The sequence below is a fragment of the Cohnella lupini genome (assembly GCF_003386205.1).
GTDB lineage: Bacteria > Bacillota > Bacilli > Paenibacillales > Paenibacillaceae > Cohnella > Cohnella lupini.
Genome location: NZ_QRDY01000002.1, coordinates 109,371 through 124,849, shown reverse-complemented (window position 1 = coordinate 124,849; position 15,479 = coordinate 109,371). Strand labels below are relative to the sequence as shown.

15 protein-coding genes, 2 pseudogenes and 1 other annotated feature are annotated in these 15,479 nt (G+C 52.3%); of the genes and pseudogenes, 9 read left to right on the top strand and 8 right to left on the bottom strand.

The window, feature by feature from the left end:
• Nucleotides 1-21: 21 nt before the first annotated feature.
• The 4 genes and pseudogenes from DFP95_RS29685 to DFP95_RS04900 form a co-directional block, all read right to left on the bottom strand.
• Nucleotides 22-417 (bottom strand): annotated as a pseudogene (locus DFP95_RS29685) (SRPBCC domain-containing protein); the annotation flags it as partial.
• 45 nt (nucleotides 418-462) lie between these two features.
• Nucleotides 463-891, bottom strand: a pseudogene (locus DFP95_RS29680) (SRPBCC family protein); the annotation flags it as partial.
• Nucleotides 892-925: 34 nt separating this feature from the next.
• On the bottom strand, nucleotides 926-1,402 hold the full coding sequence (locus DFP95_RS04905) for a MerR family transcriptional regulator (RefSeq protein ID WP_115991473.1): 477 nt from the start codon (nucleotides 1,400-1,402) through the stop codon (nucleotides 926-928).
• 108 nt (nucleotides 1,403-1,510) lie between these two features.
• Nucleotides 1,511-2,074, bottom strand: a complete 564-nt coding sequence (locus DFP95_RS04900; protein WP_115991472.1) for a hypothetical protein — start codon at nucleotides 2,072-2,074, stop codon at nucleotides 1,511-1,513.
• A 79-nt stretch (nucleotides 2,075-2,153) separates the two neighbouring features.
• Nucleotides 2,154-2,414 (top strand) — a binding site (T-box leader).
• 82 nt (nucleotides 2,415-2,496) lie between these two features.
• On the opposite strand from DFP95_RS04900, the gene ilvA reads away from it, so the two are divergent.
• The 6 genes from ilvA to DFP95_RS04875 all read left to right on the top strand — a co-directional run bounded on the left by ilvA (nucleotide 2,497) and on the right by DFP95_RS04875 (nucleotide 7,458).
• Nucleotides 2,497-3,765, top strand: a complete 1,269-nt coding sequence (gene ilvA, locus DFP95_RS04895; protein WP_115991471.1) for a threonine ammonia-lyase IlvA — start codon at nucleotides 2,497-2,499, stop codon at nucleotides 3,763-3,765.
• A gap of 104 nt (nucleotides 3,766-3,869) precedes the next feature.
• Nucleotides 3,870-5,018: an MGDG synthase family glycosyltransferase gene (locus DFP95_RS04890; RefSeq protein WP_115991470.1), complete on the top strand. Its 1,149-nt coding sequence runs from the start codon at nucleotides 3,870-3,872 to the stop codon at nucleotides 5,016-5,018.
• 65 nt (nucleotides 5,019-5,083) lie between these two features.
• Nucleotides 5,084-6,286, top strand: coding sequence for an MFS transporter (locus tag DFP95_RS04885; RefSeq protein ID WP_342768183.1), 1,203 nt, complete (start codon nucleotides 5,084-5,086; stop codon nucleotides 6,284-6,286).
• A gap of 48 nt (nucleotides 6,287-6,334) precedes the next feature.
• On the top strand, nucleotides 6,335-6,967 hold the full coding sequence (locus tag DFP95_RS04880; protein WP_342768182.1) for a TVP38/TMEM64 family protein: 633 nt from the start codon (nucleotides 6,335-6,337) through the stop codon (nucleotides 6,965-6,967).
• A 56-nt stretch (nucleotides 6,968-7,023) separates the two neighbouring features.
• Nucleotides 7,024-7,167, top strand: a complete 144-nt coding sequence (locus DFP95_RS28790; protein WP_181907256.1) for a hypothetical protein — start codon at nucleotides 7,024-7,026, stop codon at nucleotides 7,165-7,167.
• Nucleotides 7,168-7,179: 12 nt separating this feature from the next.
• Nucleotides 7,180-7,458 (top strand): transposase, encoded by a 279-nt coding sequence (locus DFP95_RS04875; protein WP_115991469.1) that lies wholly within the window; start codon nucleotides 7,180-7,182, stop codon nucleotides 7,456-7,458.
• Between the two features lie 812 nt (nucleotides 7,459-8,270).
• On the opposite strand, the gene DFP95_RS04870 is transcribed toward DFP95_RS04875, so the two are convergent.
• Nucleotides 8,271-9,329, bottom strand: a complete 1,059-nt coding sequence (locus DFP95_RS04870) for an FUSC family protein (protein WP_115991468.1) — start codon at nucleotides 9,327-9,329, stop codon at nucleotides 8,271-8,273.
• Nucleotides 9,326-10,435, bottom strand: a complete 1,110-nt coding sequence (locus tag DFP95_RS04865; protein ID WP_115991467.1) for a DNA alkylation repair protein — start codon at nucleotides 10,433-10,435, stop codon at nucleotides 9,326-9,328. The genes DFP95_RS04870 and DFP95_RS04865 overlap by 4 nt, the downstream gene beginning before the upstream one ends.
• A gap of 216 nt (nucleotides 10,436-10,651) precedes the next feature.
• Between DFP95_RS04865 and DFP95_RS04860 the strand changes: the two genes are divergently transcribed.
• Complete coding sequence (locus DFP95_RS04860; RefSeq protein ID WP_181907255.1) at nucleotides 10,652-11,581, top strand: diacylglycerol/lipid kinase family protein; 930 nt, start codon at nucleotides 10,652-10,654, stop codon at nucleotides 11,579-11,581.
• Here DFP95_RS04860 and DFP95_RS04855 read toward each other — a convergent pair.
• Nucleotides 11,548-13,314: an ATP-binding protein gene (locus tag DFP95_RS04855; protein WP_115991465.1), complete on the bottom strand. Its 1,767-nt coding sequence runs from the start codon at nucleotides 13,312-13,314 to the stop codon at nucleotides 11,548-11,550. The two genes, DFP95_RS04860 and DFP95_RS04855, sit on opposite strands and share 34 nt — an antisense overlap.
• Before the next feature lie 106 nt (nucleotides 13,315-13,420).
• Here DFP95_RS04855 and mscL point away from each other — a divergent pair, with 106 nt between their 5' ends.
• Nucleotides 13,421-13,933 (top strand): large conductance mechanosensitive channel protein MscL, encoded by a 513-nt coding sequence (mscL, locus tag DFP95_RS04850; RefSeq protein ID WP_115991464.1) that lies wholly within the window; start codon nucleotides 13,421-13,423, stop codon nucleotides 13,931-13,933.
• 14 nt (nucleotides 13,934-13,947) lie between these two features.
• Nucleotides 13,948-14,595, top strand: a complete 648-nt coding sequence (locus tag DFP95_RS04845) for an NUDIX hydrolase (protein ID WP_245987421.1) — start codon at nucleotides 13,948-13,950, stop codon at nucleotides 14,593-14,595.
• Here the strand turns inward: DFP95_RS04845 and DFP95_RS04840 are convergent.
• Nucleotides 14,561-15,457, bottom strand: a complete 897-nt coding sequence (locus DFP95_RS04840; protein ID WP_115991462.1) for a tyrosinase family protein — start codon at nucleotides 15,455-15,457, stop codon at nucleotides 14,561-14,563. The two genes, DFP95_RS04845 and DFP95_RS04840, sit on opposite strands and share 35 nt — an antisense overlap.
• Nucleotides 15,458-15,479 lie beyond the last annotated feature (22 nt).

The following is a 15,479-nucleotide window of genomic DNA, read 5'->3' as shown; positions in this document are numbered from 1 at the left end:
GATTTCTCCGCGTTCGCCTTTTTATGTCCGACCCGCTAAGCTGCTTACGACCTCCGACAGGCGATCGAGATTTTCTTCGTTAGCCTTTTTGATCATTTTCTCGATGCTAGCCAACTCTTCAACCGTCTCGAAGCGTTGGGCGAAGGTAACGGAGGTTTTTCCATCCACATCCTCGAAATCAGCCGTTATATAAAACTGATGAACGGTGGCGATATGGTTCAAAACAATGCGTTCGGGGCTGTTGATTTCGACGAAAACGCACTCGTTCGGGTAATCGACGCCGTTCGGACCGTGCATTATGAACTTCCAATGCCCGCCCGGACGAAGATCGAATTCCTGGAAGGTATTCGTGAAGCCGGTCGGTCCCCACCATCGGGCCAGAAGTTCAGGCGTCGTCCAAGCCGAGAACACGACGTCTCGCGGCGCATCGATCACGCGCTTGTGAATCGATTCCTTGCTAAGAAGTATTTCTCCAAGCTTGTCCAGCATCAAGTTCGTTCCGTGCTCCCGTTGCTCCGGCTTATCATGTCCGTCCAGGAAAACCCCTTGTTCCGTATAGACCAACCTCGTGCCGGACTCCACCGCTTGCAGCTCGACGGTGACCACCGATACCGAAATTCGGGTGCTCCCTTGATCCAAGGAATAGCTGTAAACAATGCGCCGTCCTTCTACGATCTCTTGATAATTAGCATCGAAAGTATAGATAGGTCCTCCAGGAGGACCACCGCGACTGAATTCCCGTCCTCCGACCCGGAAATCGAACTCTTCCGCCTTCTGAAACCATTGCGCTTTCCAAGCGGCATTCGCCCATGCGGCGAACACCCGATCCGGCTTTGCGCCGTAAATACGTTCGATAACGAATTGAGCATGCTTTGCGGAACGTTCGTTCAACGTTATTCCTCCTCGAATGATGAATGACATCGTATTAATCGGGTACATCGAGAAATTGTCCGAGTCGGTCTAGACTTCGCTCCATATTCGATTTCTTCTCCGCAAAAAACTTCTCTTCGCTTTTCTTCATAAGCTGAAGAAGCTTAGTGAATTCTTCGACGGAAACCGATTCTCGAGCATTCATAAGACCGAGCACGTACTCCAATTCTCCAAGAAGCTTCTGTTCGATCCGAATATTCTCTTGGATTCGCTTGATTTGCTCGGATACGACCTCGATCGGACTGTAAGACTCTCCGAGCAGCACCGATGCGATTTCTTCCAAAGTCAAATTCAGTTCCTTCAAAGCCAAAATTTGATGCAAACGGGAAATATCGGCCTCGTTGTAAAGTCTGTGTCCGGAATCGGAAAATCCCGACGGGGAGAACAATCGAATCTGATCGTAGTAGCGCAACGTCCGAATCGTTAGTCCGGTAAGCTTGGCGAGTTCCCCGACCTTCCAGGTCTTTTTCATTATCCACTCCTCTATTCGCGCTGGACATTTACCGGTAGCTTCACTATAAAACATGACGTAACGTCACGTGCAAGCCTTATTTAAATACACTTTCGAGTTTTATGTCGATTACCCCAGCAGCTGCTGCAAATCCCTCAGCGTTGGCCTCTGGAACTGAACTTTAACTTCTTGTTCTCCCCACTTTAAATCTTTGATTTTCAGGATGTCGGGGAGGTCTTGGGCGATGGGAATGACCCTGTCCGAGAACATGGAAACCGGCAACGGAATTCCCTTCATCTTAGCCTGCTCCACCGTGGCCACTACGTTCGGGCTTTCCCATTGCAGGCGATATGTAACCTGTATGCCGGCGGAAATCCGGTTTTTCCATACGATGTTCAGGTCGGCAACCAATTTATCTTCGTTTAAGTCGAAATCCGCACCGGTAACCGTCACGTCTTTCTCCACGCGAGGGTTTTCCGCCAACGACTTTTTCGCCAGATTGATAACGTCCTTTTCCGTTAAGGTAAGCTCGGTCGTTAAGTTTTTCAACATGTCGTATGCTCTATCTTTCATTGGAATGTTCTCGTACGCGAGATCTAATTTCTTATCGGGTTTGATGTAATACAAGCCGCCGACTCCGGCGATGATGACAAGGATGGCGACGACGAGCAAACCGATTACGATTTTCTTCATGAGGATCTCCTTAGTTTGAAGTCATAATATTAGGCAAAACAACGATTGACTTCCGGGTCGGGGAAGCGTATAACAGAAATAACATTCGATGACGGGAACACGTTGCCTGCACCTATCGATCTCCAGAGAGTCGGCGATTTGCTGCAAGCCGACGGTCGAAGACAGGACGAACATCCTCCCCGAGAAGCGGCGCCGAATTGTCCTTACGTAGGCGCGGACGGTTTCCCCCGTTACGGGACGTCGTATACACTATACGACACGCGAGCGCCTAACGTTGCATCCGATTCGGAGGCAAGGTTCGGAACGAGGGTGGTACCACGGATAACGATCCGTCCCTTTCACAGGGGCGGTTTTTTGTTTTTCAATTTGTTTTTATTTTGATTGTCATTTCATTTGTTCATATACCGAAAGGATGATTCCGCATGACCGTCCACAATAAAGAGTATACCGTACCGCTTGCCGATATTCTGAATGCCCACCGCGTGCTGCAGGAAGTCGTGACCCCGACTCCGTTGCAGCTTAACCGCGCTTTGTCCGCGAAATTCGGTTGCAACGTCTATTTAAAGAGAGAAGACTTACAAGTCGTTCGATCCTTCAAACTCCGCGGAGCGTATTATCTCATTGCCTCTCTCTCCATGGAGGAGAGAAGCCGGGGGGTTATCTGCGCGAGCGCCGGCAATCATGCGCAGGGCGTCGCCTTCTCCTGTCAGAAGCTGGACATTCGCGGAATTATCTACATGCCGGCAACGACGCCAAGGCAGAAAATCAACCAAGTTAAGCTCTTCGGAGGCGACAAGGTAGACATTCGCTTGATCGGAGACACCTTCGACGATGCTTACGCGGAGGCGATTCGGGTCAGCCGCGAAGAAGGCTTGCCGTTCGTTCACCCGTTCGACGATTCGCGGATCGTTGCGGGAAACGCGACTGTGGGTAAAGAGATCATAGAGGGCGGAGCGCCATCCATCGATCTGCTTCTCGTTACGATCGGAGGCGGCGGATTAGCGGCAGGAGTCTCCACTTATATTAAGGCAATAAGCCCATCGACCCGCATCGTCGGCGTAGAACCGGAAGGGGCCCCTTCCATGCAACGGGCGTTGGAAGCCGACCAAGTCGTGACGCTAAAGGAAATCGACAAGTTCGTAGATGGAGCCGCGGTCAAACGGGTAGGCGAGCTTACCTTCGCCCTCTGCCGGGATTTATTGGACGACGTGGTCGTCGTTCCGGAAGGTCGAGTGTGTACGACGATATTGGAGCTCTATAACGAACATGCCATCGTCGCCGAACCAGCCGGCGCCTTAACCGTTGCCGCTCTATCCGCTTTGGATCCCGAGACCTTGCGAGGAAAGAACGTCGTCTGCATCATCAGCGGAGGAAATAACGACATCGACAGAATGCAGGAAATCAAGGAACGCTCCCTTATCTACGAAGGGTTAAAGCATTATTTCATGATCAATTTCCCGCAGCGGGCCGGCGCTCTTCGCGAGTTTATAGACGACGTGCTAGGTCCGAGCGACGATATCGTGCAATTCGAATATACCAAAAAGCATAACAAAGAGAACGGACCGGCCCTCGTCGGCATCGAACTGAAGAGCCCCGAGGATTACGAAAGCCTGGTCGAACGAATGAACGTCAAAGGCTTCCAGTTCATCGAGTTGAACAAAGACCCGATTTTATTTAACCTTCTCATCTAATTTTGACACGGCCGCGCTTTTCCTTAATCCCCCATTTACATTAGGACGTTACAGTGTAATCAGAACGATTCGTTCTGACTAACGGGGATAAGGCAGGTGCGCGTATGTCCGAAAAGAGGAAAATCTTCATTCTGTATGCCCGCTTTGGAGAAGGTCACTGGCAAGCGGCTTCGGCGCTAAGGGATAGCTTCATCCGACGGGGAAACACGGAGGTTAAGCTCATCGATCTGCTAGCCGAATCTAATCCGGTTCTCAACAGCGTAAGCCGTTACGTCTACAACAAAAGCTACAGCGTGCTTCCTCAGCTTTACGGTTGGGTTTACGACGCGACTAAGAGCATGAAATCCGACTCATTGTTCGCCTCTTGGTTGCATTCCTTCGGCGCCTTAACCTTGCAGAAGCTCGTGGAGAAAGAACGACCCGATGCCATCGTCCATACGTTTCCCATTTTGGTTCTTCCTTTGGTTAATTACAGAACCGGGCGCAAAATCCCGATGTATAACGTCGTTACCGATTTCGATCTTCACCTCAGATGGGTTCACCCCGACGTGGATAAATATTATGTCGCTACGGAAGATATAAGTAAGCAACTTTGCGAATTGGGAGTTCATCCGAAGCGCGTCTCGGCAACCGGCATACCGATTCGCCCGTCCTTCATGTCCGGCTCAAGGGAAGCATCGGTTGCCTATGGGCACCATCTATCCCCGGATAAACCCGTCGTGCTTGTCATGGCCGCAGCGAGTACGGCATGGGCGGACACCGCCGAGCTCTGCCGTAAGCTCGCCGCACGGTGCCATGTCCAAGTTCTGGTCGTCTGCGGAAGAAGCTTGTCGCTGAGAAGTTTCTTGTCGGCAGAATTAAAGACCGAATCTAACGCAACCGTCCTCGGTTATGTCGAGTATATGGACGATTTGATGGCCATTTCCTCCTGTATCGTTACGAAGCCGGGCGGACTGACGTTGTCGGAAGCGATCATCGCGGAGCTGCCGATCGTTCTCTACCGTCCCGTTCCGGGGCAAGAACGAAACAACGCGAGGTACTTGGAAAGCAAAGGTGCCGCCGTCGTCTGTCAAACCACGGAGAGATTGCTGCTGGCCGTATCGGAGCTGCTGCAAGTGCCCGGACGCCGGAAGGAAATGAAAAAAGCCCTCAGAGCGCTAGGCAAAAGAGGGGCATCCGATAGCATTGCCTTGGATATTGACCGTCAATTGCATATAATGGAAGAGGCTTCCTCGGTTTCGGCTTTGGTATGAATATAATCCATGAGTCCATATTTCGGGTTCGATTCTGATTGAAGGTTGATAAAGGAGAGCTGCTTGTGAGCAAGGCTTCTATGAAATCTTTTTTCCGAACGGACATGCTGCTTTACTTAAGTATTCTATTTCTCGTCGAATTCGTGCGCGGGGCCGCGCTTATCAGCTTCCTTCCGATCTACGGCGACAAGGCGCTCGGCTTGGATCTCGACGTCATCGGAGCGGCAATTACCGCCCATTACTTGACGGATACAGGACTGAAGCTGGCTATTGGATATTTGCTTGATCGCTTATCCGTTAGGACGGTTGTAAGCATTGGATTATTATTTTCATTGATCGGCATATTCGCAATGCAATTCGCGGACGCATCATGGGTGTTCATTACGGCAGCGGCTATATACGGAATCGGAATTTCTCCGATATGGATCGTATGCCTCACGAAAGTGAAGGAGGAACAGCGAGCCACGCAGATGGGGTTCCTGTATACGATATGGCTTGTCGGCTTGGGAAGCGGTCCGGTCGTCACGAACCTTCTGCTCGATTTCAACCTCGAATTAACTTACTGGGTGATGGTCGGAGTTGCGCTAGCGGCATGGTTGCTCTCGTTGTTCATTAGCGGCGCGCGCAGCATGCACATCGACATCGTTCCGTTCCGGCAGCAGCTATCCATACTCGGTAGCCGACTTCGGGACATGAAGCTGCTATTGCCAGGCATGGTGCTCCAGACGCTAGGAGCCGGGATGTTGCTTCCGATTCTGCCGAGCTTCGCGGTGAACGGCCTGGGGATGACGGCGACCCATTACTCCATCCTGCTCATTATCGGCGGAGGCTGCACCGTCGTAGGACTGATTCCGATGGGGAAGCTTTCTGACTCGTTCGGCAAGAAGTATTTTCTGATCGTCGGATTCCTCGCCTTCGGTATCGTCCTGTTCGCCCTGACCCAGCAGCCTCCGCTTGCTCTTGCTTTATTCTGGGCATTCGTGCTCGGCGTATCGTACGCCGCGGTTCTGCCCGCATGGAATGCCTTGCTCGCCGCCTACGTGCCGCCTGGACAGCAAGGTCTAGGCTGGGGAGTATTCTCGACGGTGGAAGGAATCGGCGGAATTGTAGGACCGATTATCGGAGGTTTCATCGCTACCCATTACAGCGAATCTTCCGTCGTGGGCTTAGCCGGAATCATGTTTATCGTCATTAGCTTGTTTTACGTCTTCTTCCCTTTCCGGTTATTCAAGGGCGAAACGCTGCCTCCGGCAAACGGAACGAAGTAAACGGACAAAATTATTAAGCCGCTTGGGACGATTGGAGAGCTATAAAGCATGATGAACGCGCATTTGACTTGGACGGCAGCTTGGACTTTGCAGGAATGGATCACTTACGCCAAGGGCATGAACCTCGAGGAGATCAAGAGCTTGCTTCATCGATACTCCGAATTGGGGCCTTTGCCCGGAATCTTGCTTCCTTTCCTGGAAGCGCTGCTGCCGTTCTTGCCCTTGGTCGTGTTCGTCGTCGCCAACGCGTCGGCGTACGGAATGTGGCTTGGTTTCTTTTACTCCTGGATCGGAGTAGGGGCGGGTTCATTGCTCGTATTCGTATTGGCGAGGCGATTCGGACGACGATACGGTGAACGTATTCGCAAGAGATTCCCGAAGTCGGAGAAGCTATTCGGATATATCGAGCGTAGAGGATTTACGCCGATTTTTATTTTGGCTTGTTTTCCGTTCTCTCCCTCCGTTATCGTAAATATTACCTCGGGATTATCCAAGATTCAGTTACATACCTTCTTGATTGCCATGTTACTGGGTAAAGGCGTTATGATTTTTACGCTTTCCTTCATCGGTCACGACCTGCAGGCGCTGGTCGATCATCCGTGGCGAATCTTCCTGGCGATTGCCGTCTTGATCTTGATGTGGATCGGCGGCCGGATGTTGGAAAAACGTTTCGAAGCATAACGCCCGCTTTCCCGTGGAACCCTAAGCGCGTATTCGAACGCTAAGGAGGAATGGTTATGTCCGGCGAATTACCTTCCGCCAAACAGACCGAGGCAAGCAAAGCCCAATCGGAGGCAGACCGTTCGGGAGCGGGCAAGCAAAAGGCGCGCCAACTGCAATCGGATGCCGATAGGGCAGCCGTTCCGAAACACGGATTGTAGGGAGGCATACTCATGAGCGAATCGAAAAGAATGGATCCGTTTACCGGCGAGAAGGTCGAAGTCGACGGGGTATACGAGAACGAAGCGGGACAAGAGGAAGAACTTCACCGGGGCGATGCTTTCCCCGCGGATCTGATCCTTGGCAACACGGAGTGGAAGCTGACCGAGATGAGCTTCGATAATCACCACGAAGGCCGAACGGATGAACGTCTCGTCCCTAAGGAAAAGGATATCGACAAACAGGGCAAGATCGATTCGCCCCGTAGGCAGATGGACAGAGGCAAGAAATAAAGCCGCGAAGAAATCGAATCGAATATTGCAGCAATACAACGCAAGAGTGGCGTCGAACGGAATCGTTTCGACGCCACTCTTGCGTTGTTCTATTTAGGGAGGAACACCCGAAATGTCGTCCATTAGCCATGCCGAACAAATGCGAATTGCCATCTTCGGCGGCGAGAGTTACCCGGTTTGGACGTGTTACTTCGTTCATTCCGCCAGTTGCGGCGAGAGTTACCCGGTTTGGACGTGTTATACTTCGTGCATTTCGCCAGCTGCGGCGAGAGTTACTCGGTTTGGACGTGTTACTTCGTTCATTACGCCAGTTGCGGCGAGAGTTACCCGGTTTGGACGTGTTACTTCGTGCTTTTCGCCGGCTGCGGGGTGAATTACCCGGTTTGGACGTGTTACTTCGTGCATTGCGCCAGCTACGGCGAGAGTTACTCGGTTTGGACGTGTTACTTCGTGCTTTTCGCCGACTGCGTCATGCTCCGCTGTAAGACTTGATCAAAAGTAGAATGGTAATCATCGCTATTGAAGTTATCAAGCGCCTTTTCAATCAAAGTAGGATGAAGAACATCACTATAGATCGGATTTATGAAAGAAATCGAACAAACGGAGACCAATAGGAATATAATACATCTTTATCCAGCTTCATTTTTGAACGAGCTTCAAAAATACATTGATAAGCATCGTAACTAATAGGGATGACTCAACACTCCATCTCAATGGTCGTCTTTATGGTAGACGATTCAGGTCAAATTTCCGAATCGTTAAAAAACGGTCGGGCAGAAGTCGTTCTCTGCCCAACCGTTACGATTTAAGCCTTATTCGATCAACCCTAACGCCTCCGATTCCTCGGAGTCGTCCTTCCGTTGAATCCATTGCTCCATCAGCTTGTCCAGGCGCCGCAACCTCTCCTCGTATGTATATACGGCCGATGTGATGACGTACAATCGGGACCGGGCCGACAGATCCTCGTCCGCGCGCTCCCCGATCATTTGCGCCAGCTGAACGGAGGCTTCAGGCGGTGGCGCGGCGGCCGCGGCACCCGGCTTCATTTTCCCATCCCACTTCCATAACAGCTGCTCGTGATAGCCGCACAACTCTTCGATCTGCCGGTCGACCATTCGATTCCACGTTTTGCTCGTCGATACGGCCCAATAATGGTCTTCCACCGCCTCGATCAGCGAATATCCCCGTTCAAGAGAGACCAGCATTCCCTTATATACGACCAATAGTCTCGCCCTCTTCAGGCGCGAAGCTTTTCTCCACACCCGCTCCTCGGCGAACAACTCGTAAAATTCATCAAGCTTGCGAAGCTTGTTTCTCAGACGAATCTGTTCGTCGCGGTACACGTTTTCCTTCAACTCGTTGGACACGACGGTCCTGAGCAAGCGGGACAACAACGATTGTACCTCTTCTACTTGCTTAAGAAACCGATTCCGATGCCGCGGGGGCGCTATCGTTACGTTCACGACGAACGCGGACACCATCCCCGTCAATATCGCGGCAAGACGGTCGAACGCCAAATTCCACCCTTGGCCCTGCGCTTCCATGATGACGACGACCGTCACTAGGGTCAAGGCGATCGTCTCTTCCGTCTTTAACCGAATACATAACAAGATTACGCAAATACATACGAGACCGACGAAAATAGGCGTATTCCCAAGCAACCATACGGCGCCGATTGCGATAATCGCTCCAAGCACGTTGCTTTGCACTTGCTCCAATACCTGCATCCAAGAGCGGTAGATGGAAGGCTGTATCGTGAAAATTGCCGCAATGGCCGCGATCAGCGGAGAATCCAGCCCGACAAGTCCGCCAACCCATAACGCGATAGCGACGGCGAGCCCCGTCTTAAGAACCCTTGCTCCGATCGTCATGCGTCGACACGGCTCCCATCGGCTTGAAGAAGATCGATTTCAACGGTAGCAAGCTCCTGCCCATTCACGACGAGCGCCATCCGGTGAACGCCCGGATAGTGGCGGCGCGTGGAAAGATCGGCGAAGGAGAAGCCGCGCCCTCCTTGAAGCGTAATGCCGCCGGCGCTAATCTTCTCGCTGAGCTTGAACAGCTTGCGATAGTATTTGCCCGTCGTTCGCGGAAAGAAAACCGCCAGCTCCAATCTCAGCTTAACCGGTTCACCCTCGGGAACTCGCAGGGCGTAACGGAACTCGACCGAACCGCCGATGGCGACGGCCGTCGGCGCAACCGCCCAATCCAACAGTTCGATTCCGGGTTGCGCCACCATTCCGAATAGCGCCATCGTGTCGGAGTCCGCGGCTCGCAGAAGCCCTCTGCAGCCATGGCGGACGATCCAGTCCGTATCTTCGCTGACTCCTATCCAAGTTTGCGCGACGGCCAGCACCTTGTCCGGATGATCCTTCGAAATATCGTTCAGATTGTTCGCGACGCTACGTCTCACGTATTCCGACGGATCCTCCTTCAGCTGCTCCAAGATCGGCCATATTGGACTGGGGTCGCGCTTGAGCGCTGGCAACGCCATTGCCCACGGCAATCTAGGCCGACAGCCTTCGCTGGCAAGTCTGCGCACATGCTCGTCCGGATGATGGCTCCATTCCCGCATTTTCTCCATCATGCGTTGCTGATCCTTGATGATAAACGGCCGCACTGCGAATTCGGACGAGGACATTCTCGTGAACTTCTCCAAGGCCGCGACGGAACGCTCCCAGTGCTCCAAGCCGTACACTTCGACGAAATCGGGGAAAAACAAGTAAGGAAACCCGCGACATTGTCCGGAAATCGCCTCCATGACGTCCAGAGCTTCTTCGTATGCCGAAGGCAGCGTCGCTCCCAGACTTTCCGTGATCCGGCGCATTCTGCCTTTCAGCTCCAGCTCATCCCATCCCGCTGCAAGAGCATGGTTAACAAAAGCTTCGCCGTCGAATGCCGGGTAAGCCCTCCGTATGATATCTGTAAACGCTCTAAGAAAAGGCTCATTGTACATCGCCTTGAGCGGTTCGGCCATCCCGATTCCTCCTATAAATCCTAAACGAGTCCCGTATGAGTTACGCACCCTCTATAAGGCTAGTTTATTATAACATGATCGGATTAGCCAATGGCTTCCTTGGATGAGGTTCTTCCTGCTTCCAAGCCCCGAAGGTTTCTTTATCAGGCGCGACGGGTCTTCCCCAATCTTCGACATCGCCTTATAATAAAACTCATATATAGATTCCTAGGAGGCTTGAACGGCTTGGTCCTGTTCGTCGTCAACGAAAATTCCGGCAACGGTCGCGGCAAGAAAGTATGGGCCAAAGTAGAGTCGCGGCTGCGATTAACGGGCGAAGCCTACGAGAAGGTTATTACCCGTTCGGAAGCGGAGGCGATTGCGTTCCTATCCGAGCGATTGAAGCACGGAAGTATGAAAGCGGTTGCGGTAATCGGAGGCGACGGAACCCTGCATAGTCTCCTGCCTTTGCTTGCATCTTCCGGCATCCCGTACGGGCTTATCCCCTCCGGTTCCGGCAACGACACCTCTAGGGCGCTTGGCATTCCGAGCGATCCGTTCAAAGCTCTGAGCATCGTTCTTGCCGGTCATACCCGTTCCATAGACCTGCTTGAGACGTCAACGGTAAATGGCGTTTCTCAGCTGACATTAACCGCGGTCGCCGTCGGACTCGATGCCACGGTCGCATCCGACGTTAACGGCTCCGGTTATAAAAAGTGGTGCAATAAGCTGGGACTAGGTTCGCTCGCTTACGTAATAGGCTTGCTCAGAGCGCTTGCGAAATTCAAAGCCAGGCCGATTAGCGTCGAGATGGATGGAACGAAGCATGAATTCAAGCGTGGCTGGTTATCCGCCATATCCAACGTATCGACATACGGAGGCGGATTGCAAATATGCCCGAACGCCCTCCCGGACGACGGGCAACTCCACGTCTGCGTCGTGCATAGCTGCAGCATACCGCGTATTCTGATGATTTTTCCGACCGTCTTGGCCGGCAAGCACGTCAACCAGCATCGCTTCGTCACGATATTATCCGGCCGATCCGTTACGGTTCATTCGCCCGACTCCATGCTTGCGTTCGGAGACGGCGAGCCTTCGGGAGCAACCCCGATAACGGCCGTCATCCGCCCCCGTCAGCTGGACTTCTTGATCGCCGTTTCCGGATAACGGAAAGGCAGCATGATCTCGAATAGCGTGCCTTTGCCGATCTCGCTCTTCACGTCGATTTTCCCTTGATGGTTATCTACGATCTTGTAGCTGACCATTAAGCCGAGACCCGTCCCTTTTTCCTTGGTCGTATAGAACGGTTGGCCCATCTTGGCCAACTGGTCTTCGCCGATCCCCGGCCCTTCGTCGCGAATGCGGACGTACACCCCGTCGCTTTCCCTGGAGAGCTTGATTCCGATAGCTCCGCCGTCGATCATCGCTTCGATCGCGTTTTTGATCACGTTTATGAAAACCTGCTTGACTTGATTTTCGACGCCGTATATCCATAACGGATCATTTCCGTATTCCGCTTCGATCGCGATATTATGTAGAATGGCTTGCGTCTCCAGCAATGTCACCGTATCCCTCATCATTACCCGCATATCTTGATACGTAAGCTCGTACACTTGGGGCTTGGACAACATCAACAATTCGCTGACGATATCCTCGATCCGGTCCAGCTCCGCGTTCATGATGTCGTAATAGCTGCTATTGTTCCTTCTCCCCGAAGCGATCAATTGGAGAAACCCCTTAAGGGAGGTTAACGGATTGCGAATTTCGTGGGCGATCCCTGCCGCCAATTGGCCCGCTACGTATAGCTTCTCTGAGTTAATGAGCAGCTCCTCGTTCTTCTTCCGTTCCGAGATATCCCTTATGATGACTTGAATCGCGGGTTCGTTGTCGAGCGTCGTCATCGTCTCCACGATTTCCGTGTGCAGCACCTTTCCTTTTAACGTAAACCATTCCTGTTCGATCGGCTTGCCGTTCCCCGTAAACACCAGATTGTGCAGCCTTTCCCTAACGGCGTTGTGGTCCTTCGCGGGGAGAAAAGTATAGATGGATTTGCCGAGCAGCTCTCCGTCCAGTTCCGCCTCGAACATCCGGATACCCGCCGCGTTGACGAAGCCCCAACGATCCCCTTTCAGAATCGCGATCGTATCGAGAGAGTTTTCTACCAATAGTCGGTAACGCTCGTCCATCTGGTTCAATCTCTTGTCGATATACCAGGTCACTAACGTCGACATCAGGATGAGCAACGCGCCTAAGCCTACAATGAACGTCAGCATATTAATATCTCGAATCAAACGATCCGTCGTGACGTAATTCGCGTTGGCGTATTCAATATACAGCCCCTTGTTCCCGAGGATTTGAATAGCTACGACGGATCCGCCCAACAGCAGGCTTGCTAGGATTTTTCGATAACGATAGGAGCTTTCCGATAATAAGAAGGATAGATAGGTGCCAGTGAACAATAGCAATATCGATAGTACAATATAACCTGCATCGTAATTCATCCCGTCTATTCGAGGACCGAGCTCGCTGAAATAATTCATAATGGCGACTCCGAATGCCAATATCGAGCTCCCGAATAATAGACGATGCTTCAATACCCCATGCAAAGTGAGCATGACGAAGGCCATCAACGAGAAAAAAATGATGAACATCAGCGCGACCGGCATCACCCAAGTGAAATTGATGCTTTGATTGAATTTCAACAGCATGATAAAATGCTTCGCCCACAGCCCCACTCCGAATACGAAAGCTCCGCCGGCTAACCAGAATTGGCGAAAGGTTCCATTCGTCCGTTTAAGATTGCCGATAAAGTTGAACATAGTATATGATGCGAGTATGCTAATTAACAGCGCCAGTATTTGAAAGAAGTTATGCCAGGTGACTATGGTACCGTTCATCATTTTCGATCCCTCGCAGAAGTTGACATCAAAAGCTTTAGTGTATTAGGATTCGACGAATACCAGCAAATTCCTTTTCTTAAATTGTCCAAACTTGGAGGTAATCGGTGTGTTTCGTTCCGTATTGACAGAATTTAAAGCTTTCGCGATGCGCGGGAATGTCGTGGATCTCGCCGTCGGGGTAATCATCGGGGCTGCTTTCGGCAAAATCGTCACCTCGCTCGTCAACGACGTGGTCATGCCTCCTATCGGCAAACTGCTAGGCAACGTGGATTTCAGAGATTTATATTGGAATTTGGATCCGGGGAAGTTATTGGAGGGTGGAGTTAAGCCTGAATCCTTGGAGAAGGCTCGCGAAGCCGGCGCCGCCGTCATCGCTTACGGACAGTTCATCAACGTTCTGATCGATTTCATTCTCGTCGCATTCTGCGTATTCGTGCTCGTTAAGTTTTTGAATCGGTTAAGCCGCAATAAGGAACAAGAAGCTTCGGTAGTCGCAGAGGTAACCACAAGGGAATGTCCTTACTGCTTGTCCGACATTCCGTTAGCGGCGTCTCGTTGCGGACATTGCACGTCGGAAGTAAAGCCCGTGGGACAAGCCTCGGCATTGTCGGAGGGGTGATCGGCGTGGCGGAAATGTTCGACGTCTATGACGAGCGTGGCAATTGGACGGGAACCGCGGAACGCGGCGAGGTACATGCGAAAGGACTGTGGCATCATACCGTTCACTGCTGGCTTGTCCGGTTCGACGAGAATGCAGTCGGCGGCAATGGACGTCGCGCGCGAATCTTAATCCAGCAGCGTTCGGATAACAAAGACACGAACCCCGGTTGCTTCGACATCACGGCCGCGGGCCACTTGGAAGCCGGGGAAACTCCGGAGGCCGTCGTCCGCGAGCTGGAAGAGGAATTGGGCGTTCGCGTCGGCTTCGAAGAGCTTGCCGACTTCGGGATTATCCGCGAGCAAGAATCCGGAATCGTCGGGGGAGTTGAGTACATCGACGCGGAGGTGAGCCACGTATACGGGTTATCGACTTCGATTGATTTGATGGATTTCCGGCTTCAGGAGGAGGAAGTCGCGGGCTTATACGAAGCCGATGCCGACGAGTTGATCGCTTTAATGGAAGGAAACAGGGAACAGGTTAGAGCAACCGGGGTGAGGCTGCAGGACGGGGTCCTCCGCCCGGCGGAAGCTTCCTTAACCTGCAGCTCGTTCGTCTCCCGGGATTACGACTACTATATTTCCGTGTTTAAGTTTTTAAAAGGGATTGCTTCGAGGTCTTAGAGGTGGATTTAACTGCGGGCTTAGCGTCTGGCTTAATGGCGGGTTTCGGGCTAGGTTCCAAGCGTACGGGCTGCCACCGCAGCCTGCCGCCCCTCACTTTGCCTTCGACCCAGTAACCCTTGATCGGGTCGCGAAACAATACTTCAAGTTTGCCGTCACCGTCGGAATCCCAGATGCGGAAAGGTCTGCCGTCGTCCATCGGGCCGAACTCCCAGCTATCTCCGACGACCACCCATTCCACCAAGGTTACTTCGTGTTCTTGTTCATGTTCGCCGACGTTATTCCTATGGAGCTTTCCTAACATCCAAAGCTCCTCATTCGGACTATAGCTGAGTATTTCGTCCCCTTCTCCTTCGAACGGTCCGCACCAGTAACCGCCATCTTCTTCGAACCGGCCTAACCCTTCCCAATTTCTCCACCAGCGGTCTACCATGCCATGGATATTGTAGAAAACCGTATCGTGAGGGGCTACATCGAAATCGTCGATGTCCGGGTCCCCGTATATTCTGGCAGCTTGCTTGTGTATGCAGGAATGAAGATTGGAGGCTTCGATGAACCTCCCCAGCTCGTCGGCGCTCGCGAAGGATTCGGGCTGGTACAATATGCGCGCTTCCGCAGCCCGGTCGTAGCAGGGTGCTTGGCGAATTTGCTCCGGCACGGATGTCCAAGGCTCGACTAGCCTGAGATCGTAGCCGTTCTGCGCATACCAAGCCAGCGCCCGCGCGATAAAATCGCGGTGGAACCGCAGAAATTCCAGGCCGTAGCCGGGCGGCGGATTGGTTATGTCCACGTAATGCCTGGCATGATGCCAGATTTTATGCTCTTCCAGCAGGCTCTGCGGGAAATTCGGAATTTGCGACATAGCGAAAGCCTCCCTCTGGCAG